The organism is Stutzerimonas degradans, assembly GCF_024448505.1.
In the GTDB taxonomy this organism is placed as follows: Bacteria; Pseudomonadota; Gammaproteobacteria; order Pseudomonadales; family Pseudomonadaceae; genus Stutzerimonas; species Stutzerimonas degradans.
Genome location: NZ_JAMOHV010000015.1, coordinates 35910 through 56741, shown reverse-complemented (window position 1 = coordinate 56741; position 20832 = coordinate 35910). Strand labels below are relative to the sequence as shown.

Below are 20832 nucleotides of genomic sequence, written 5' to 3'. Positions count from 1 at the left end.
CGTTTGGCTTTGCGGTATCACGAATTTTTCAAGCCTGCAGCGTGCAGCCAGAGGCAGTTTTTATGGCCAAAGAATTCAGCCGTACCCAGCGTATCGGCGATCAGATGCAGCGCGAGCTGGCCCAGTTGATCCAGCGCGAGATTAAGGATCCGCGTCTGGGACTGGTCACCATCACCGGCGTTGACGTCAGCCGGGATCTGTCCCACGCGAAGATCTTCATCACCATCATGGGGCAGGACGACAACGAGGAGGCGGTAAGGGGCAACCTGCGCATTCTCAATGAGGCCGCCGGCTTCCTGCGCATGCAGCTGGGCAAGAGCATGAAGCTGCGCAGCGTGCCGCAGCTGCATTTCAACTATGACGCGAGCATTCGCCGTGGCGTCGAGCTGAGTTCGCTGATCGAGCGCGCGGTCGCCGAAGATCGCAAGCACAGCGACGGAAGCGGAGAGTAAGCGTGGTCCAGGTCAAGCGTGTTCGACGCGATGTGAACGGCATCATCCTGCTCGACAAGCCTCGCGGATTCACCTCCAATGCGGCGCTGCAGAAGGTGCGCTGGCTGCTCAATGCAGAGAAGGCCGGGCATACCGGCAGCCTCGATCCGCTGGCGACCGGCGTATTGCCGCTGTGCTTCGGCGAGGCAACCAAGTTCTCGCAGTATCTGCTCGATGCCGACAAGGCCTACGAGACGGTCATGCAGCTGGGCGTGACCACCACGACGGCCGATGCCGAGGGTGAAATCCTCGAGCGTAATCCGGTGTCGGTTTCGCCTGAACAGTTCGAAGCGCTGCTGCCGCGCTTTCGCGGTGATATTCAGCAGGTGCCGCCGATGTATTCGGCGCTCAAGCGCGATGGTCAGCCGTTGTACAAGCTCGCCCGCGCCGGCGAGGTGGTGGAGCGCGAGCCGCGTTCTGTTAATATTGCGCGCTTGGAGCTGCTCGCGCTCGAGGGCGACAAGGCGCGCTTGTCTGTGGCGTGTAGCAAGGGTACCTATATCCGCACGCTGGTTGAGGATCTCGGCCAGCTGCTGGGCTGCGGGGCGCATGTCGCCGAGCTGCGCCGGACTCAGGCCGGGCCGTTCAGCCTGGCGCAGACCGTGACGCTCGAGGCTCTGGAGCAGGCGCATGCAGAAGGCGGTGCCGAGGCGCTGGACCGGTTCCTGCAACCGGTGGACAGCGGACTGGAACATTGGCCGCTGTTGCAGCTGTCCGAGCACAGCGCTTATTACTGGCTGCACGGGCAGCCGGTGCGGGCGCCGGAGGCGCCGAAATACGGCATGGTCCGCGTACAGGATCACGTCGGACGCTTCATCGGTATCGGTGAGGTGAGCGAAGACGGGCGCATCGCGCCGCGTCGACTGATTCGGTCGGAATGACCGGTGCGCAGCGCGTTCGCGCGTTGCGTCAGAGGGTGGCTGTCAACAGGCGCGGTCATTCCTCTCTATTAAACACGGGACCCGTTCCCGGCCTGTTCACTCTAGGAGCCCATCATGGCACTGAGCGTTGAAGAAAAAGCCCAGATCGTTAACGAGTACAAGCAAGCTGAAGGCGATACCGGTTCTCCGGAAGTGCAGGTTGCCCTGCTGACCGCCAACATCAACAAGCTGCAGGACCACTTCAAGGCCAACGGCAAGGACCACCACTCCCGTCGTGGCCTGATCCGTATGGTTAACCAGCGCCGCAAGCTGCTGGACTACCTGAAGGGTAAGGACACCACTCGTTACAGTGCCCTCATCGGCCGTCTGGGTCTGCGTCGCTAAGACGCGCCCGAGCTGTACGCTGGAAATCGGAAGCTGGAAGCAGGACATCGCTCTTGCTTCCAGCTTTCGGCTTTAAGCGACAGGCTTTTCTGCAGGAAGCCCCGGGTCCGACTCCCGAGTTTCCCGTCAATTTCCCCAAGGCAACAAAGAGAAGGAAAAACCGTGAATCCGGTAATCAAGAAGTTTCAATTCGGTCAGTCGACCGTAACCCTGGAGACGGGCCGTATCGCTCGCCAAGCCTCCGGCGCCGTGCTGGTCACCGTCGATGACGATGTCACCGTGCTGGTCACCGTGGTCGGTGCCAAGACCGCCGACCCGAGCAAAGGGTTCTTCCCGCTCTCCGTGCACTACCAGGAGAAGACTTATGCGGCCGGCAAGATCCCGGGCGGCTTCTTCAAGCGTGAGGCGCGTCCTTCCGAGAAGGAAACCCTGACCTCGCGTCTGATCGATCGTCCGATCCGTCCGCTGTTCCCGGAAGGCTTCCAGAACGAAGTGCAGGTCATCTGTACCGTCGTTTCCACCAGCAAGAAAACTGATCCGGACATCGCTGCGATGATCGGTACTTCGGCTGCCCTGGCGGTATCCGGCATTCCGTTCGACGGCCCCATTGGTGCCGCGCGCGTGGCCTTCCACCCGGAAACCGGCTACCTGCTGAACCCGAACTACGAACAGCTCAAGGCTTCCAGCCTGGACATGGTCGTGGCCGGCACCAAGGACGCCGTGCTGATGGTCGAATCGGAAGCTCGCGAGCTGACGGAAGACCAGATGCTGGGCGCCGTGCTGTTTGCTCACGAAGAATTCCAGGCCGTGGTCAAGGCTGTCGAAGAGCTCGCCGCCGAAGCTGGCAAGCCGCGCTGGAACTGGACTGCTCCGCAAGCCAATACCGCGCTGCTCGACGCCATCCGCAGCGAGTTCGGCGAAGCCATCTCCCAGGCCTATACCATCACCATCAAGCAGGACCGCTACGCGCGCCTGGGCGAGTTGAAGGACCAGGTCGTCGCCAAGTTCTCCGGCGAAGAAGGCCAGCCGTCCGCTGGCGAAGTGAAGGACGCCTTCGGTGAAATCGAATACCGCACCGTTCGCGAGAACATCGTCAACGGCAAGCCGCGTATCGATGGCCGTGACACCCGCACTGTGCGTGGCCTGAACATCGAAGTCGGCGTGCTGGACAAGACCCACGGTTCGGCACTGTTCACCCGTGGCGAAACCCAGGCGCTGGTCGTTGCTACCCTCGGCACTGCCCGTGACGCGCAGCTGCTCGACACCCTCGAAGGCGAGAAGAAAGACCCCTTCATGCTGCACTACAACTTCCCGCCGTACTCGGTCGGTGAGTGTGGTCGCATGGGCGCTACCGGTCGCCGCGAAATCGGTCACGGTCGCCTGGCCCGTCGTGGCGTTGCCGCCATGCTGCCGAGCGCCGACGAATTCCCATACACCATCCGCGTGGTTTCCGAAATTACCGAGTCCAACGGCTCCAGCTCCATGGCGTCGGTTTGCGGTGCCTCGCTGGCACTGATGGACGCCGGCGTGCCGATGAAGGCGCCGGTAGCCGGTATTGCGATGGGTCTGGTCAAGGAAGGCGACAAGTTCGCCGTGCTGACCGACATCCTCGGTGACGAGGACCATCTGGGCGACATGGACTTCAAGGTTGCCGGTACCGCCAAGGGCGTCACCGCGCTGCAGATGGACATCAAGATCCAGGGCATCACCGAAGAGATCATGGAGATCGCCCTGGGCCAGGCGCTGGAAGCGCGCCTGAACATTCTCGGTCAGATGAATCAGGTCATTGCCCAGTCGCGCAGCGAGCTGTCGGCCAACGCACCGACCATGCTGGCGATGAAGATCGACCAGGACAAAATTCGCGACGTGATCGGCAAGGGCGGCGCCACCATTCGCGCCATCTGCGAAGAAACCAAGGCTTCGATCGACATCGAGGACGACGGCTCGATCAAGATCTTCGGCGAAACCAAGGAAGCGGCCGAGGCGGCCAAACAGCGCGTGCTGGGCATCACTGCCGAAGCCGAAATCGGCAAGATCTACGTCGGCAAGGTCGAGCGTATCGTCGACTTCGGCGCCTTCGTCAACATCCTGCCGGGCAAGGACGGCTTGGTGCACATCTCGCAGATCAGCGATCAGCGCATCGAGAAGGTCACTGACGTGCTCAAGGAAGGTCAGGAAGTGAAGGTGCTGGTACTGGACGTGGACAACCGCGGCCGTATCAAGCTCTCGATCAAGGACGTCGCAGCGGCAGAGGCCTCGGGCGTCTGAGCCTGACATTTCAGCCGAACAAAAAAGGCCCTTCGGGGCCTTTTTTGTTGTCTGGAATCGCCTCCAATCGTCTTACAGCTGATTGCAAGATGCATGCGTGGCACAGGCCAAGCGTGCATAGTGCACGTCTTAGCGGAATACCTGATTTTCGTAATCTATTGAAGTTAAAGGATATTTCCATGTCGCTTCGGTTGGCACGGCGCTTGCGCTGTTATTCCTGACTCCGGGCTGGAAGCAATGTCCGGAAACCACGAGAAACAGGAGTGACATCATGAAAAAGATTCAGACCTCCCTCACTGCCGCCGCGGTTGTTGCTGCCTTCAGTCTGCCGCTGGCGGGTGTGGCAATGGCCGACAGCACGCCTGCTATCGAGAAAACCGAAGCCGTCATGCTCGCCGCCAATGAGAATGTGGAAGAGGCCAAGGACGCCGCTTCCGATACTTGGATCACCACCAAGGTGAAGTCGACCCTGCTGGCCGAAGACGCCACCCCGGGCATGGATATCGAAGTTGAAACCAAGAACGGCGTAGTGTCGCTGTCCGGTACCGTTGCGACCGAGGCAGAGAAGGAAGCCGCAGTCGCCAAGGCTCGGCAGATCAAGGGCGTGACCGACGTCGCCGCCGACGGTCTGAAGGTCGCCGAATAAGATTCGGCGCCAAGCCTGACGGAACCCCACCTCGTGTGGGGTTTTTTATTCAGTTGGCGCGCTGGCTGTCGATGCTGTGCAGGCGATTTCCCTCGAAGCGCAGGTAGTGGTACATGCCGTGACTCGGGCCGTAGCCCCATTCCTCGACGACTACTTCCTGCAGGTAGCCGTATTCATCGACGACCTCTTTGTAGCCGATCATTGCTCTACTGCTGGGCTCGCCACAGCGCTCGCGAACCTGCGCCGTACTGGCCTCCAGGCTGACCAGACGGCTGTTGCAGCGAAAGGTGGATGAGGCGCTTGCCGGCTCGCTGGCCAGCAGCGCGACGAACAGAGCGAACAGGGAAAAGCGGGGCATGCGGAACTCCTGATTATTTACCGCTCGCGCTGCGACTCGATGCGCACCAGGCGGTTGCCCTCAAACGTGAGGATACTGAACGTGCCGTTGTTCGGCCCGTAGGTCCATTCTTCCAGCACGAATTCCTGTCGGCCGTTGGGGCTCAGGCCGTAGCCGACCAAGTCGCGTTGGGCCGGTGGGCCGCACTTGCGCTCGACCTCGAAGGCCCGGTCGCCCGTACTGACCAGCTGGCTGCCGCAGCGTAGCGTATCGGCGCCCGCAGCGAAGCAGGCGAGTAGCAGCAGGCCGGGCAGAAAAGATTGTCCAGACATGTTCATTCGCTACCCAAATGCAGTGCGGTGGCGACGCGGCCATCGGCCTGCGGTTCGGTGGTGCCGGTGTCGAGCAGGAACACTCGCTCGGCGTTCAGCCCGTGATCGACCAGATAGCCCTTGATTGCTGCTGCGCGATCGCGACTCAGGGTGCGCAGCAGGACGCTGCTTTGTGCCCAGGAGGCGATGACGGCGTCGCGCAGTCGCGCGGCGCGCTCCTCGTCCTCCAGCTCCTTCCACTGCGCTGGCGGTTGCTGCTTCAGCCGGCTGCGGTAGATGCCTTCAAGCAGCACGGCCTTGTTCTCTTCATCCACCTGCAACAGGCTGGGATCGGCCGGCACCTTATCGCCGCGGCGCTGAAGGATGCGGTACTGGGTCTGCTGGTACTCGCGCTGCAGACGTTGCTCGGCCAGCAGCGGCCCATCGCTGGAGCCCGCAGCCATGCCTTCGACCTCCAGGCGCAGCGCCGGACGCTGTTGCAGTGCATCGACCAGGGTATCCAGTGCTTTGCGTGCTTCGTCATCCAGCTCGCTGCTGCCGGCGGCAAAGGCGATCTGGCTGAGATCGACCTGATCGCCGTCCACCAGGCCGGCGATGAACTTGAACGGTGCCTGTGCGGCGCGCAGCACCAGATTGCGCAGGGTCTGCCAGACGATTGGCATGACGCTGAACTGCGGGTCGTTGAGGTTGCCGGTGACCGGTAGCTCGATCGAAATCGTGCCTTTGGTGTCCTTCAGCAGCGCTACGGCCAGGCGAATCGGCAGGTCGACGGCGTCCGGGCTGTCGACCTTTTCGCCCAGCTGCAGCTGCTCGACCACCACCTTGTTCTCGGCATTCAACTGACCCTGCTGGATGCGGTAATGCAGGTCCAGGTTGAGCCGGCCTTTGCGTATGCGATAGCCGGCGAACTTGCTGGAGTAGGGCGTCAGGGTGGTCAGTTCCACCTGCTTGAAGCTGGTGGCGATATCCAGGCTCTGCAACGGATCGAAGGGGGTGAGCTGGCCCTTGATGCTGACCGGCGCGTAGCGGTCGACTTTGCCTTTGATATCCACCGCAGCGGGTTTTTGCTGGCGGTTGTCGAGGGTGCCGATTCGGCCGTTGAGACCCTGGATCGCAGTGCCGAAGGGCGGGCGCAGGCTGAGGTCGGCAAAGTTCGCGGAACCATCGGCGATCTCGATTCCTCCGATGTGCAGCGCCAGCGGCGTGCTGGCCGGCTCCGGTTGCGCCGCCTTCGGGCTGCCGGTGGCAGGTTCGGGTTGCTTGATCAGCAGGTCGTTGATGTTGGTGGTCAGGTCCGGATTGATGATGAAGCGCGCGTAGGGTTGCTGCAACTGCACCTTGGCGATGCTCAGGCTCCGCGGATGGCGGTAGTCGATCTGTTCCAGATGCAGGCGTTCCCATTTGGCCAGGTCGCGGTTGCCGATGGTGTCGAGCGTGTGCAACTGGGTGATGTCGGCCTGTCCGGTGACCGAGAATGCCAGTGGCTCGGTGCTTTGCAGTTCGGCCTTCAGCTGACTGTCGAGCAGGCCGCTGCGCAGTTCCAGGTGCACGAAGGGGGTGAGGTAGGCCTGGGCGATGCGCAGGTCGATGTCGCGGGTGCTGATGGCGAGCGTGCCGCTGGCCGGGCTGAGCTGCAGCTGGCCTTCGGCCTGCAGCGAGCCCTGGCGGCCGATGCCGCTCTGCAAAGCGAGCTGGAAGGGCGTGGTGCCGAGGCTGTCGAAATCGCGCAGGGTCAGGTCGAGCGGCCCGACTTCCAGCGCGACATCCTGCTCGGGTACGCGGTCGGCAAGGTGGACGCGGTAATCGCGCAGTTCTGCGTTGCGCACCAGCACCTGCCAGGGACGGGGCGCGGCGGGTTCGCTGGCGCCGCCGGCAGCGGGCGCTTCGACGGCGGCTTCCGGCAGTGGCTCCGGTGTGGCGGCGCGCGATGGCGTCGGCCGGGCAAACAGCGTCTGCCAGTCGAGCGTGCCATCAACGTTGCGTGCAGCCCAGGTTTCCAGTTTGCTGCTGCGCAGGTTGCCGATGGTGACGCGCTGTTCGACCAGGTCCAGCGCGGTCTCGTCGATTTCCAGGCTTTCCAGGCGGACCAGCGCCTTACCGTCGGGGGCATCGATGGCCAGAGGCGCAAGCGTGATTTTCGCCTTGTCGAGCAGGAGCTGGGTGCCTTCGCTCAGGTCCAGCCGGTAGGCGGTGCTCACGTCGAGGCGACCGTCCTGCAGCCGCAGCGGGACGATATCGTGGACATAGGGCCAGATGTCCTTGAGCAGCAGGCCATCGGCCTTCAGCTCGCCACTGGAGGTGATCGGCGCCAGACTGAACTGCCCCTGCCAGGCGATGCGTCCGCCGCTCGGGCCGTTGGCCACGAGGCTGGCGTCGGCGCTGCCATCGGAGCGGGTCGCCAGGTTGTGCAGTTCGATGTTCAGCGCATCGTAGCGCAGGTTGATGGCTTCGCTCGGTCGCAGATCGCGGAAGCCGACGTCGCCACCGGCCAGCTGCAGGCGGTCGATGCGCAGGGGAAAGACCTCGCCCGGCTCCTCGGCAGCGGGTTCGGGACTGGGCGGCAGCTCAAACAGACGGGAGAGGTTGAGCGTGCCTTGCGGGTCGAATTCGGCCTGCACCGCGGGTTTGTCCAGCTGGATGTCGGCCAGGTGCAGGGTGCGTGTCCACAGGCTGTCCCAGGAGAGGTTGAGATACAGCCGTTCGAACGCGACCTGGCGCGCGTTGGGCTCGCCGATGCCCAGGTTGAAGGCGGTCAGTTCGAGCGTGAAGGGGTTCAGCTCGAGACGCTCCAGCGTTGCCGGCTTGGTGGCATATCGCGCCAACTGCTGGTTGGCGATGCGCTGGGCGACACCAGGCAGGATGAGGAAGCCGAGCAGGCAGTAACAGACCAGGACGCTCACCACGACCGTGAGCGCGCGCTTCATTCCGTTGGGCATTTCCGAGGATATTCCGTGCGGTTGGATGCCTTGGAGTATGGCATGCCCGCCGGGTTCCTCTTGCGACCCAGCGCAGTTATCGATGCGCGCGCGTGAGGGCCATAGTGTCGGGATGATCTTCGGCGAGGGAAAATCCGATCGCCCGGCGCAGGTGCACCGGACGATCGGCACTCAGCCGCGATGGCGGCCGCGGAAGAAGTCGATCAGACCCTGGGTCGAGGCGTCCTCGGCCGGCGGGCTGTCGTAGCCGGTCAGACGCCCGTAGACGCCCTTGCCCAGCTCCTTGCCCAGCTCCACGCCCCACTGATCAAAGGAGTTGATGCCCCAGATGACGCCCTGCACGAACACCTTGTGCTCGTAGAGTGCGATCAATGCACCGAGGCGCCCGGGGCTGATGCTCTCGAGCACCAGGGTGTTGCTCGGGCGATTGCCGGGGATCACCTTGTGCGGCGCCAGACGCTGCACTTCGCGCTCCGGCAGACCCTTGGCGCGCAGTTCGGCTTCCGCTTCGGCGCGGGTCTTGCCGAGCATCAGCGCCTGGCTCTGCGACAGGCAGTTGGCGTACAGCCATTCCTGATGGTCGGCGACCGGGTTATGGCTGACTACCGGCACGATGAAATCCGCCGGGATCAGCGGCGTGCCCTGATGCAGGAGCTGATGGTAGGCGTGCTGGCCGTTGCAGCCGACGCCGCCCCAGATCACCGGGCCGGTGCTGCAGGAAACCGGCGTGCCGTCCTGGCGCACGCTCTTGCCGTTGGACTCCATGTCCATCTGCTGCAGGTGTTTGACGAAGTTGCGCAGGTAATGGTCGTAGGGCAGGAAGGCGTAGCTCTGCGCGCCCCAGAAGTTGTGGTACCAGATGCCGAGCATGGCCAGCAGCACCGGCATGTTGGTCTCGAACGGCTCGTGGAGGAAATGCTGGTCCATGCTGTAGGCGCCGGAGAGCAGATCCTTGAAGTTGTGCATGCCGATCGCCAGGGCGATGGGCAGGCCGATCGCCGACCACAGCGAGTAGCGGCCGCCGACCCAGTCCCACATCGGGAAGATATTCTTCTCGCGGATGCCGAAATCGATCGCTGCCTGCTTGTTGCTGGTCACCGCGATGAAGTGGCGATAGAGCTTCTCCTCGGTGCCGCCACGGGCCAGATACCAGGTGCGCGCGGCCTGAGCGTTCTTCAGGGTTTCCAGGGTGCCGAACGACTTGCTGGAGACGATGAACAGCGTGGTTTCGGCGTTGAGATTGGCGGTTACCTCGCGGAACTCGCTGCCGTCGATGTTCGCCAGGTAATGGCAGCGCACGCCCGACTGCTGAGTGAACGGCAGCAGCGCCTCGGACACCAGCTGCGGACCGAGGAAGGAGCCGCCGATGCCGATATTGACCACATCGGTGATCGGCTTGTCGTTGTAGCCGCGCCAGAGGTTGTTGTGGATACGGCCGACGATGTCGGTCATCTGTGCCAGCGCGGCATGTACCTCGCGCATCAGGTTGGTGCCGTTGACGATCAGGTCGTCGCCCATCGGTCGGCGCAGCGCCGTATGCAGCGCTGGGCGATTCTCCGAGGCGTTCACCGGCTCACCGTTGAACATCGCGTGGGCGGCCTGCTCGACGCCCGCCTCGCGCGCGAGGTTGACCAGCAGCGCACGGGTTTGCGGGGTGATGAGGTTCTTCGAATAATCGAGGAACAGCCCGCAGCAGGAAACCGAGAGCTCCTCGAAACGCGCCGGATCGGCGGCGAAGGCCTCGCGCATGTTGAAGTGCTGCATGGCCAGGCGGTGTTCTTCCAGAACGTTCCAGGATGGCAGGCGGGTGACATCGAGCGGGTGCTGGTAATAGCTCATGGTTAATGCGGCTTCCTTTGCTTAGACGGGCCATGAAGACATCGCGATTCCGCGCGCACGGATCATGCGCCGGGGCCTGCGTGGCTTCAACAGCCGTTTGATCGGCACACCGGCATTCATCCTGAATGCGGCTGTCACGGTTGGCAGCGGTATGGACCGTGCCGGCGGCGGTCACTCCGGTTCCGCCGAGACTGCTCTGACCAACGAAACGACCGATGTGTTCCACCTGCTCGACGTCCCGTAGGTTGCGGCAAGAAAAAAGCCCGAAGCGGGGGACGCTTCGGGCTGCAGATTGACTACGGTAAGGCTGGTTTCAGGCAACCTGAACCGGAATCGCGTTGCTGGTATGGCTGAGATCGCCATCGGCCCCCATGTACAGCACGTGGGGCTTGAAGTTCGCCAGCTCGGCCTCGCTATAGTGCGCGTAGGTGCAGATGATCAGGCGATGGCCGACGCCGGCCTTGTGTGCCGCGGCGCCGTTGACGGAGATGATCTTCGAGCCTTCCTCGCCACGGATGGCGTAGGTGGTGAAGCGCTCGCCGTTGTCGACATTGTAGATCTGGATCTGTTCGTACTCGCGGATGCCGGCGAGGTCGAGCCAGTCGCCGTCGATGGCGCAGGAGCCCTCGTAGTCGAGCACTGAGTGAGTCACCACGGCGCGGTGCAGTTTTGCCTTGAGCATGATGGCGTGCATGGCAGGGTCCTCCGGTGCGCAAGCGGCGCAGAGTGTGCCCGAAGCCCTGAGTGTGATCAAGGCCACAGGGCGGGCGGTTAGTGGGTGGCGAGGTCGACCAGCAGATTGTCCAGCAGGCGGGTCTTGCCGAGGAACGCGGCCACCAGGATGACCAGTTCATGTGCGGCCGCATCGGCTGGCTGCAGGTCGGGCGCGTGGCGAATTTCCAGGTAGTCCACGCGCAGCCCGGCGGCCTGCAGTTGTGCCTGGCCCTGAGCGATCAGCGCGGCATAATCGCGCTGTCCGCCGAGCAGGGCCGTCTTCATCTCGCACAGCGTGCGATACAGCGCCGGAGCGATCGCGCGCTCCTCGCTGCTGAGGTAACCGTTGCGCGAAGACAGCGCCAGACCGTCCTCGGCGCGCACGATCGGCTCGGAAATGATCTGCACCGGCATGTTCAGATCGCGCACCATGGTGCGGATCACGGCCAGCTGCTGGAAATCCTTCTGGCCGAATACCGCCAGATCCGGCAGGACCATGTTGAACAGCTTGGTCACCACCGTCGAGACGCCGTCGAAGTGCCCCGGACGGCTGGCGCCACAGAGCCCTTCGGAAACCCCGGGCACGCGCACGAGCGTCTGTTGCGCCTGGCCGTGGGGGTACATTTCCTCCACGCCCGGGGCGAACAACAGGTGGCAGCCGGCATCGAACAGCTTCGTCTGATCGGCCGCCAGCGTGCGCGGGTAGCTGTCCAGGTCTTCGTTGGGACCGAACTGCAGCGGATTGACGAAGATGCTCGCCACCACGAAATCGGCGCGCTGGCCGGCCTTCTTCACCAGGGCGATATGTCCGGCGTGCAGGTTGCCCATGGTCGGTACGAAGCCGATACGCTTGCCCTCGCTGCGGGCGCGGGCTACCGCGGCACGCAGGTCGGCGATGGTCTTGACGATGTTCATGCGGAGAAACCGTGTTCGGCTGCAGGGAATTCGACGGCCTTGACCGCGCGCACGTAGGCGGCGATGGCGGCCGGGATGTCGCCCTGCTCGCGCATGAAGTTCTTCACGAACTTCGGTACGCGGCCGCTCAGCGACAGGCCCAGCATGTCATGCAGGACCAGCACCTGGCCGTCGGTGTCGCTGCCGGCGCCGATTCCAATCACCGGAATGTCGACCGCCTGGGTGATCCGCGCGGCCAGTTCGCTGGGCACGCATTCGAGCAGCAGCATGGCGGCGCCAGCGGCTTGCAGGGCGCGCGCGTCGGCCAGCATCTGCTGCGCCTGGGCTTCTTCGCGACCCTGCACCTTGTAACCGCCGAAAAGGTTGACCGCCTGGGGCGTCAGCCCCATGTGCGCGCACACCGGGATGCCGCGCTCGGCCAGCAGGCGGATGGACTCGGCCAGCCAAGCGCTGCCTTCGAGCTTGATCATGTGCGCGCCGGCCTGCATCAGCAGCGCCGAGTTGTTCAGGGTCTGCTCGGTGGTGGCGTTGGCCATAAATGGCAGGTCGGCGACAATCATCGCGCCACGGTTGCCGCGTTTGACGCTGGCGGTGTGGTAGGCCATGTCGGCGACGGTGACTGGCAGGGTGCTGTCGTGCCCCTGCAGGACCATGCCGAGCGAATCGCCGATAAGCAGCATCTCGACGCCGGCATCGCAGGCAGTCTTGGCGAAAGTGGCGTCGTAGCAGGTGAGCATGACGATCTTCTCGCCCTTCTGCTTGAGCCCTTGCAGCGTGGTCAGGGTTACCTCTGGCATGAATGCCGTCCTCTTCGAGCCTCGGAGGGATCACGGTTGCCGATGCGTTGCGACGAAGCGTCGCGCGCGGCAGAGGGCGCTTATAGTCCGGTCGGCGAGTGGCTAAGTCAATCGCGAGTGTTACCCCGCTGTTACAGCGTTACCTGTCCGGTTACACCGTTTCGTCGAGACGCTCCAGGCCGCGGAACGGACAGGCAGCCAGCAGATCGTCGAGGTTGCGGCCATCGGCCAGGCGCAGATGGGCGGGCGCCAGTTCGGCCAGCGGGTAGAGCACGAAGGCGCGCTCCTGCAGATGATAGTGCGGCACTTGGAGGCGCGGCTCGTGGATCACCCGGTCGCCAAACAGCAGGATATCCAGGTCCAGCGTACGCGGCCCCCAGCGTTCGGCCTTGCGCTCGCGGCCCTGGGCGAATTCGATCATCTGCAGCGCGTCGAGCAGTTCGAGCGGAGCGAGCGTGGTGGCCAGCACTGCGACGGCGTTGACGTAGCGCGGTTGATCGGGCGGTCCCAGCGGATCGCTGACATAGAACGAAGACACGTCGAGCACTTGCGTGTGCGGCAGGTCGGCGAGCGCCTGCAGGGCACCGCGCAGTTGCCGCAGCGGATCGGCCAGGTTGCTACCCAGGCCGATGTAGACGCGTTCCATTTACTCGGCCGGGGCGTCGGCACCGCGACGGCGGCGCCCGCCGCTGCGGCGACGTTTGCGTGGCGCAGCGTCGTCCTTGCCGCTCAGGTTGCGGATCATGCTGCGCCGGTCACTGTCGCTGGCTTCCTGATAGTCGGTCCACCAGTCTCCGAGGCCGCCAGTCTTCTCGCCGGCGCTCTCGCGCAGCAGCAGGAAATCGTAGCCAGCGCGGAAGCGAGGGTTTTCTAGGAGCTGGTCGGCGCGGCGTCCTTGTCGGCGCGGCAGGCGCTCCTGCATGTCCCAGATTTCTCGCATGGGAATGGTGAAACGCTTGGGAATCGCGGTGCGCTGGCACTGTTCCCAGATGATGTCGTGCGCGGCTTCCTGCATCGCCGGGATCGGCGGCATGCCGCGGTCCTGCAGTTCGAGCACGCGCGCCGGCAGTGCGGGCCAGAGCAGGGCGGCGAACAGGAACGCCGGCGTGACCGGTTTACCCTGCTGGATGCGCAGGTCGGTGTTGGCCAGGGCGTTACGGATCAGCGTGCCGGCGTACTCGGGGTTGCGCTCCAGCGCGGCGGCGCTGGCCGGGAACAGCGGGGCGAACAGATCGTATTCGAGCAGCAGTTCGAAAGTGCGCTCGGCCTTGCCGCCGAGAAACAGCTTGAGCGTTTCGTCGAACAGCCGCGCCGAGGGAATTCCGTCGAGCAGGTCGGCCAGTTCGGCGATGGGCTCGGCGCTGTGCCGTTCGATTTCGAAGTCGAGCTTGGCGGCGAAACGCACCGCGCGCAGCATGCGCACCGGATCTTCCTGGTAGCGCTGTTCGGGGTCGCCGATCAGGCGGATCAGGCGATTGCGGATGTCGTGCACACCGTGGGTGTGATCGAGAATGCGCTCGCTGGTCGGGTCGTAGTACAGCGCATTGATGGTGAAGTCGCGACGCTGGGCGTCGTCGTCGAGCGTGCCGTAGACGTTGTCGCGCAGAATGCGTCCGCTTTCGTTGCGCGCGGCCAGGTGGCTGGCCTCCTCCTCATCGTCTTCTTCCGGGTGATTGGCGCGGAAGGTAGCGACTTCGATGATCTCGCGGCCGAAATGCACGTGCACCAGCTTGAAGCGGCGCCCGATAACCCGCGCGTTGCGGAATTCGGCCCGTACCTGTTCGGGGGTGGCACTGGTGGCGACGTCGTAGTCCTTGGGATCGAGATCCAGCAACAGATCGCGCACGCAGCCGCCCACTACATAGGCTTCGTAGCCTGCTTGCTGCAGGCGCTGGACCACATTCACCGCGTTGCGGCTGATGGCGTTGCGCTGCAAGGAGTGCTGCCTGCTGGACAGTATTTCGGGAGTGCGGCGAGCCGGCGGGATTCGGCGCAGGGGAAAGCGAAAAGACTGGAACAGCTTTTTCAGCATGGGCAAGCACTGTGTGGCGAATGGGGGCGGATGGCCGTGGAAAGCCGCGAAAACTGCGCGGATTCTAGCATCGGGAGGCTGGATGTTGAACGAAGGCGAGAGGGGTGTCAAAAAACGGCGGGCATAAAGCACTGAGGGGAGCCTAAGCTCCCCTCATAAAAGATATTGCGTGCTTTGTTGTTATTGGTGCAGGCGTATTGTTTTTGTTGTTCCGCCTGCTCCCTTCGGCCATTGCCTTCGGGAGGTCCCTACGTGGGAACCAATAGCAAACGGATTGCTTTGGTCGCTGAGTTGCCGGTGATCGTTGATCCAACCAGTGCGGGCACTGCTCAATGCAGTTTTTGTTGTTCTCGGCCTGGTTGTCGGGGTTGAGCCCTTCGGCAAATCCTCTCCAAAAGAATCAGTTAGCTGCGCCTCCGCGTTCTTATCGTTGTTTTGCTGGAGTCGTTACGTTTTGTTCTTGTTATGGGACGGCTTGTTATTGTTGTTATGCCAGATATAAAGCAGGTGTCGTGCCAGTTTTAAAAAGCTCATATATTTCAACTGGTTAGGTTTTTTATGTGAAAAGCGAGAGGCGAAAAAAAGGGATCGTCGTTACCGATGATCCCGATTTTGTTACGGCGCATGGGCCGGACGGTAACATCTCAGCCGGTGGTGGTGCTCGACTTGCGCCGCGGGATACCCAGGCGCTGGCGACGCTCCCACAGACATTTGCGGCTGATGCCGAGCTTGCGTGCCAGTTCGGTCTCGGTCATGTGGTCCTGATGTTCGAGCACGAAGTGCTGGAAGTAGTCTTCCAGCGAGAGGTCTTCGGTCGGCTCGTTGCCGCCCGCTGACAGCAGCGAGGTGCAGGGCTCGTCGAATTCGTCGTCCAGGCCATCGAGTTCGATGTCGATGCCCAGCAGCGTGGCGTCGATTTCCGCACTCTCGCTCAGAATGGCTGCGCGCTCGATGGCGTTCTCCAGTTCGCGAACGTTGCCTGGCCAACTGTAATGACGGATGGCCTGCTCGGCATCGCGGGAGAAATGCATGCCGTCGTTGCCCATCCGCTGACACTGACGGGCGAGGAAGGCGCGGGCGATCTCCAGCACATCGTTACCGCGCTCGCGCAGCGGCGGCAGCTTCAGCGCGATGACATGCAGGCGGTAATAAAGGTCTTCGCGAAACTGTCCGGTCTTGGCCAGCGTCTTGAGGTCGCGGTGAGTAGCGGCGATCAGGCGTACGTCGACCTTCTGCGACTGCACGGAGCCGACCCGGCGAATTTCACCCTCCTGCAACACTCGCAGCAGGCGTGCCTGGGCCTCCAGCGGCAGCTCGCCGATCTCGTCGAGAAACAGCGTGCCGCCATCGGCCGCCTCGACCAGTCCGGCGCGACCTGCGCTGGCACCGGTGAAGGCGCCCTTTTCGTGGCCGAATAGCTCGGATTCGATCAGGGTTTCCGGAATCGCCGCGCAGTTCACCGAGATCATCGGCGCCTTGGCGCGGTGCGACAGATTATGCAGCGCGCGGGCGACCAGCTCCTTGCCGGTGCCGGACTCGCCCTGGATCAGGACGTTGGAGTCGGTCGGCGCGACCTTGCGGATTTTGCCGAACAGGTCCTGCATCGGTGGGCAATGGCCGATGATGCCGATGTCGCCCTGAGCGCTGGCAGGCGTGCTGGTGATTGCCGGGGACGGTGCGGCTGCGGTCGCGCTGGCGCGCTCCTGGCGGTCATGCAGGATGCGCGCGACGGTCTGCAACATCTCATCGTGATCGAATGGTTTGGCGATGTAGTCCACCGCGCCCATCTTCATCGAGTCCACCGCCGAGCGCAGGCTGGCGTAGCTGGTCATGATCAGTACCGGCGTGCCTTCGGCCAGCTTGATCAGTTCGGTACCCGGCGCGCCAGGCAGGCGCAGGTCGCTGACGATGAGGTCGAAACCGGGAATGCTGAAGCGCTCCTGCGCCTCCTGTACCGAACCGGCTTCGCTGACCTCGTACTGGTTGCGTTCGAGCAGACGGCGCAGGGCGGAGCGGATGATGGTTTCGTCTTCGACGATCAGAATATGTGACATCAGTACTCTCTCGACGGTCTGGAGGCGATGCGACCGGAAGGCCGCTACTGCGGTTGCCTCCTCAACTTACGGCATGTGGCACTTCGACATGCCGCGGCAGGGTGATGCGAAAACGGGTGCCGCGCTGTGCTATCGGGTCGGCCGGGCTGTCGATATCGATCTGGCCATAATGCTCTTCCACGATCGAATAGACCAGCGCAAGCCCTAGGCCGGTCCCTTCGCCCGGGTCCTTGGTGGTGAAGAATGGCTCGAACAGCCGCCCCTGGATCTCCTTGGAGATGCCGCTGCCCTGATCCTCGACGATCAGATACACCGACTGCTCGGCGACTTCGCTGCTGACGCGGATGATGCCGCCCGGCGGTGAGGCATCGCGGGCGTTGGACAGCAGGTTGATCAGCACCTGGGCGAGGCGCTGCGGATCGCCTTCGGCCAGGTGCTCGGGTTCGCAGAGGTTGAAGAACTGCACCTCGGTGCGGTTCTTGTTCAGCGACAGCAGGGCGATGGCTTCCTGGGTGATCTGCGCCAGGCTCACCGGGTAGGCGCGCTGCTGGCGCTCGCCGGCATGGGCGAAGCTCATCAGCGACTGGACAATGCGCGACACGCGTTTGGTCTGCTCGATGATCTGGTTGCTGGCCTCGGTGATTTCGGCGTCGTGCTCGCGCTCCTCGCGCAGGTTCTGCGCCAGGCAGGCGATGCCGGTGATCGGGTTGCCGATTTCGTGGGCGACCCCGGCGGCGAGGCGGCCGATGCTGGCCAGACGCTCGGAGTGCACCAGGCGGTCTTCCAGCTCCTGGGTTTCGGTCAGGTCTTCGATCAGCAGCACCAGGCCACTGTTGCCCGGCGCCAGCGGCTCGGCGATCGCCGCCTTGTGCAGGTTGAGGCAGCGACGATGGCCGTTGAACGACAGGCGCTGCTTGTGCAGGTGCTCGTCCGGCTGGCGGATGAAGCCTTCCAGCAGGCTCTTCCACGGCTCGGCGATCGACGGCAGGCGCGAGCCGACCACCTGGAGCGCCGGGATGTCGGTGAGTTCTTCCAGCGCCTTGTTCCACATGAGGATTTCCTGATCCTTGGCCAGCGAGCAGACGCCCATCGGCAGCTCCTGCAGCGTTCGCCGGTGGTAGCGGCGCAGCGCATCGAGTTCGGCGGCGAGCCCGGTCAGGCGCGAGTGGTACTCCTCCAGGCGGTTCTCGATGAAGTGGATGTCCTCGGTGACGTAGCCTTCAGCGGCGTTCTTGTAGGGCAGGAAGTTTTCGACGATGTCCTGGGCGATGCTCGGTCCCATCAGGCCCGATAGGTTGGCTTCGAGACGATCGCGCAGGCGCCGCAGGGCGTACGGGCGGTGCTCGTCGAATGGCAGTTGCAGATCGCGCAGCGCCTGTTCGACTTCGCGCTGCGCGGTCTTGGCGCCGAGTGGCTTGGCCAGTTGGGTGGCGAATTCCTGTGGCGAGGCGGCCATCAGCTCGCGCCGCTGCGGCCGGCGCACGTTCTCCACGGCGCAGGCCTCGGCCGCGCTCTGCTCCTCGGTGCTGGTGTCGGTGAACAGCGACACCAGGGTGAAGGCCAGCACGTTGACCGCCAGCGAGGCGATCGCCGCCAGATGCCAGCTGGTGTCGTCGAGCACGTAGACCACGTTGAACAGCGGGATGTAGAAGCCATCCAGATTGCCTACCAGCGGCAGCAGCATGGTCACCACCCAGACGGCGATCCCTGCCAGCAGGCCGGTGATGTAGCCGCGCCGATTCGCCGTCTGCCAGTAGAGCACCGACAGCACGCCGGGGAGGAACTGCAGGGTGGCGACGAAGGCGACGATGCCGAGGTTGGACAGATCCTGTTCCGCGCCCAGCAGCAGGTAGAAGCCGTAGCCGGCAATGATGATGGCGAAGATCAGACTGCGCCGCGTCCATTTCAGCCAGCGGTAGATATTGCCTTCGCTGGGCGGCTGATATAGCGGCAGCACCAGATGGTTGAGTGCCATGCCCGACAGCGCCAGGGTGCTGACGATGATCAGCCCGCTGGAAGCCGACAGCCCGCCGATGAAGGCGATCAACGCGAGAGCATCGTTCTGCGCGGTGAGGCCGAGGCCGAGGGTGAAGTACTCCGGGTTGGTCCGCACGCCGAGCTTGAGGCCGGCCCAGAGGATCAGCGGCACCGCCAGGCTCATCAGCAGCAGGTATAGCGGCAGGCCCCAGCTGGCGCTGACCAGCGCGCGCGGATTGAGGTTCTCGGCGAAGGTCATGTGATACATGTGCGGCATCACGATGGCCGAGGCGAAGAACACCAGCAGCAGCGTGCGCCACGGGCCTTCCTGCAGCGGCGTGTGCAGGGCCTGCAGCGCCGACTGATTCTGCAGCAGCCAGATTTCCAGCTGGTGCGGCCCACCGAAGACCACATAGAGCGCGTACAGCCCGATCGTGCCGAAGGTCAGCAGCTTGACCACCGATTCGAAGGCGATGGCGAACACCAGCCCTTCGTGCTTTTCGCGGGCGGCGATGTGGCGTGCACCGAACAGGATGGTGAACAGCATGATCAGGACGCAGTAGCCGAGCGCGACACGCTCCTGCATCGGCTCCAGCGTGAGAATGCCGATGGCATCGGCCACCGCCTGAATCTGCAGCGCCAGCAGCGGCAGCATGCCGATCAGCATCACCACCGTGGTCAGCGCACCGGCCCAGGTGCTGCGGAAGCGGAAGGCGAACAGGTCGGCCAGCGACGCCAACTGATAGGTGCGGGTGATGCGCAGGATTGGATAGAGCAGCACCGGGGCCAGCAGGAACGCGCCGCACACCCCCAGGTAGGTGGCGAGAAAGCCGTAGCCGTACTGATAGGCCAGCCCGACCGTGCCGTAGAGCGCCCAGGCGCTGGCATAGACGCCTAGCGAAAGGGTGTAGGTAAGCGGATGGCGGATGATCCAGCGCGGGATGATGCCGCGCTCGCTGACCCAGGCGACGCCGAACAGCGCCAGCAGGTAGGCGGCGCTGATCAACACCAGGTGGCTGAGGCTAAAGCTCGTCTGCATCGCGTTGGCTCTGGAGAATGAAAGTCACCACGATGAGGATCAGCCACAGCAGGTAGGGCCGGTACCAGGCGCCGTTGGGGTCGATCCACCAGTCCATGATGGCCGGGGAAAACAGGTAGATCCCCACCACCAGGAGCAGCACCAGTCGGTAGATGTACATGCCGGGTCTCGTGTCGGAAGTGCGTCGATGGTAGAGCAGCGGCAAGCGGCAAGCCACCGGCTGGAGGCAAAACCTGCGGGTTGGTGGCGCCTCGCGTCTAGCGCAGCTGCGCTTCGGCCAGTGCACGGGTGCGCGGGATACGCCCGGCGTCCCAGTGCGCGACCGCCCAGGCGAGAATCTCTGCCGCAGGGGCACCGGCGAGTTCGGCCGCTGGCTGCTGGCCAAGCGCGCGCAGCGCACGCAACAGCAATGGGCTGGCCTCGTCGGGAGGCAGCGGTGGCGAGCGGTAACTCTTGCCCAGCTTGTGGCCGTCCGGCTGGATGATCAGTGGCAGGTGCAGGTAGCGCGGCTGCGGCAGGCCGAGCAGTTCCTGCAGGTACAGCTGGCGCGGCGTGGAGTCGAGCAGATCGGCCCCGCGCACCACGTCGGTGACGCCCTGCCAGGCATCGTCGAGCACCACGGCAAGTTGATAGGCGACCAGACCGTCGCGCCGACGGATGACGAAGTCGCCGACCTCACGACCCAGGTGCTGGCGGTATTCACCCTGTACGCGGTCGCAGAAGTGGTACTCGCGATCCGGTACGCGCAGGCGGATCGCAGCGTCACGCGGGGCGTGGCCGGCATCGCGGCAGAAACCGGGATAGGCACCGGGGTGCGCCTGCAGCTGCTTGCGTGAGCAGGTGCAGGCGTAGGCCAGGTCGGCGTCCAGCAAATGCTCGATGGCCGCCTCGTAGGCTGCCTGGCGCTGGCTCTGGCGCAGCATGGCGCCGTCCCAGACGAAGCCGTAGCGGCGCAGGGTTTCGACGATCGCGGCCTGTGCGCCGGGCATTTCCCGTGGCGGGTCGATGTCTTCCATGCGCAGCAGCCAGCCACCGCCCACGGCGCGGGCGTCGAGATAGGAGGCGAGAGCGGCGAAGAGCGAGCCGAAGTGCAGATAGCCGCTGGGTGTCGGGGCGAAGCGGCCGACGTAGCGATCAGCGGGACGGGGCGAGGTCATGGTGGCGGGCTGGAAATGAAGCGGGGCGCCGTA

Annotated in this window: 19 protein-coding genes; 6 read left to right on the top strand and 13 right to left on the bottom strand. The window is 63.9% G+C overall.

Features of this window, described 5'->3' with window-relative positions:
* Positions 1 to 62 precede the first annotated feature (62 nt).
* From rbfA to NAV27_RS16775, 5 genes are all read left to right on the top strand, one after another.
* Positions 63 to 452 carry a 30S ribosome-binding factor RbfA gene (rbfA, locus tag NAV27_RS16795; protein ID WP_008568941.1) on the top strand — a complete coding sequence of 130 codons (390 nt, stop codon included), beginning with the start codon at positions 63 to 65 and terminating at the stop codon, positions 450 to 452.
* A 2-nt stretch (positions 453 to 454) separates the two neighbouring features.
* Positions 455 to 1372, top strand: coding sequence for a tRNA pseudouridine(55) synthase TruB (truB, locus tag NAV27_RS16790; protein ID WP_102829545.1), 918 nt, complete (start codon positions 455 to 457; stop codon positions 1370 to 1372).
* Positions 1373 to 1486: 114 nt separating this feature from the next.
* On the top strand, positions 1487 to 1756 hold the full coding sequence (rpsO, locus tag NAV27_RS16785) for a 30S ribosomal protein S15 (protein WP_011914369.1): 270 nt from the start codon (positions 1487 to 1489) through the stop codon (positions 1754 to 1756).
* 162 nt (positions 1757 to 1918) lie between these two features.
* Entirely contained in the window at positions 1919 to 4024 is a 2106-nt protein-coding gene (pnp, locus tag NAV27_RS16780; RefSeq protein WP_102829546.1) for a polyribonucleotide nucleotidyltransferase, read from the top strand.
* Between the two features lie 271 nt (positions 4025 to 4295).
* Positions 4296 to 4670 (top strand): BON domain-containing protein, encoded by a 375-nt coding sequence (locus tag NAV27_RS16775; protein WP_102829547.1) that lies wholly within the window; start codon positions 4296 to 4298, stop codon positions 4668 to 4670.
* 49 nt (positions 4671 to 4719) lie between these two features.
* Here NAV27_RS16775 and NAV27_RS16770 read toward each other — a convergent pair whose 3' ends face one another.
* The 4 genes from NAV27_RS16770 to pgi form a co-directional block, all read right to left on the bottom strand.
* Positions 4720 to 5028 (bottom strand): DUF2845 domain-containing protein, encoded by a 309-nt coding sequence (locus NAV27_RS16770; RefSeq protein ID WP_102829548.1) that lies wholly within the window; start codon positions 5026 to 5028, stop codon positions 4720 to 4722.
* Positions 5029 to 5045: 17 nt separating this feature from the next.
* Positions 5046 to 5339 (bottom strand): DUF2845 domain-containing protein, encoded by a 294-nt coding sequence (locus tag NAV27_RS16765; protein WP_008568934.1) that lies wholly within the window; start codon positions 5337 to 5339, stop codon positions 5046 to 5048.
* A gap of 2 nt (positions 5340 to 5341) precedes the next feature.
* On the bottom strand, positions 5342 to 8275 hold the full coding sequence (locus NAV27_RS16760) for a DUF748 domain-containing protein (protein WP_102829549.1): 2934 nt from the start codon (positions 8273 to 8275) through the stop codon (positions 5342 to 5344).
* Positions 8276 to 8446: 171 nt separating this feature from the next.
* On the bottom strand, positions 8447 to 10114 hold the full coding sequence (pgi, locus tag NAV27_RS16755; RefSeq protein ID WP_008568932.1) for a glucose-6-phosphate isomerase: 1668 nt from the start codon (positions 10112 to 10114) through the stop codon (positions 8447 to 8449).
* Between the two features lie 64 nt (positions 10115 to 10178).
* On the opposite strand from pgi, the gene NAV27_RS16750 reads away from it, so the two are divergent.
* Positions 10179 to 10358: a hypothetical protein gene (locus tag NAV27_RS16750; RefSeq protein ID WP_043298145.1), complete on the top strand. Its 180-nt coding sequence runs from the start codon at positions 10179 to 10181 to the stop codon at positions 10356 to 10358.
* 69 nt (positions 10359 to 10427) lie between these two features.
* Here the strand turns inward: NAV27_RS16750 and panD are convergent, their stop codons facing one another.
* From panD to gluQRS, 9 genes are all read right to left on the bottom strand, one after another.
* Positions 10428 to 10808: an aspartate 1-decarboxylase gene (panD, locus tag NAV27_RS16745; protein WP_008568931.1), complete on the bottom strand. Its 381-nt coding sequence runs from the start codon at positions 10806 to 10808 to the stop codon at positions 10428 to 10430.
* Between the two features lie 77 nt (positions 10809 to 10885).
* Positions 10886 to 11743, bottom strand: a complete 858-nt coding sequence (gene panC / locus NAV27_RS16740; RefSeq protein WP_008568930.1) for a pantoate--beta-alanine ligase — start codon at positions 11741 to 11743, stop codon at positions 10886 to 10888.
* Complete coding sequence (gene panB / locus NAV27_RS16735; protein ID WP_102829550.1) at positions 11740 to 12540, bottom strand: 3-methyl-2-oxobutanoate hydroxymethyltransferase; 801 nt, start codon at positions 12538 to 12540, stop codon at positions 11740 to 11742. The genes panC and panB overlap by 4 nt, the downstream gene beginning before the upstream one ends.
* 151 nt (positions 12541 to 12691) lie before the next feature.
* Positions 12692 to 13186, bottom strand: a complete 495-nt coding sequence (folK, locus tag NAV27_RS16730) for a 2-amino-4-hydroxy-6-hydroxymethyldihydropteridine diphosphokinase (protein ID WP_102829551.1) — start codon at positions 13184 to 13186, stop codon at positions 12692 to 12694.
* Complete coding sequence (locus NAV27_RS16725; RefSeq protein WP_003288803.1) at positions 13187 to 14572, bottom strand: polynucleotide adenylyltransferase PcnB; 1386 nt, start codon at positions 14570 to 14572, stop codon at positions 13187 to 13189.
* A 644-nt stretch (positions 14573 to 15216) separates the two neighbouring features.
* Complete coding sequence (locus tag NAV27_RS16720; RefSeq protein WP_102829552.1) at positions 15217 to 16626, bottom strand: sigma-54-dependent transcriptional regulator; 1410 nt, start codon at positions 16624 to 16626, stop codon at positions 15217 to 15219.
* A 61-nt stretch (positions 16627 to 16687) separates the two neighbouring features.
* Positions 16688 to 19642 carry a sensor histidine kinase gene (locus NAV27_RS16715; RefSeq protein WP_102829553.1) on the bottom strand — a complete coding sequence of 985 codons (2955 nt, stop codon included), beginning with the start codon at positions 19640 to 19642 and terminating at the stop codon, positions 16688 to 16690.
* Complete coding sequence (locus NAV27_RS16710) at positions 19626 to 19802, bottom strand: hypothetical protein (RefSeq protein ID WP_003095129.1); 177 nt, start codon at positions 19800 to 19802, stop codon at positions 19626 to 19628. The genes NAV27_RS16715 and NAV27_RS16710 overlap by 17 nt, the downstream gene beginning before the upstream one ends.
* Before the next feature lie 97 nt (positions 19803 to 19899).
* Positions 19900 to 20799: a tRNA glutamyl-Q(34) synthetase GluQRS gene (gene gluQRS, locus NAV27_RS16705; protein WP_008568912.1), complete on the bottom strand. Its 900-nt coding sequence runs from the start codon at positions 20797 to 20799 to the stop codon at positions 19900 to 19902.
* Positions 20800 to 20832: the final 33 nt, after the last annotated feature.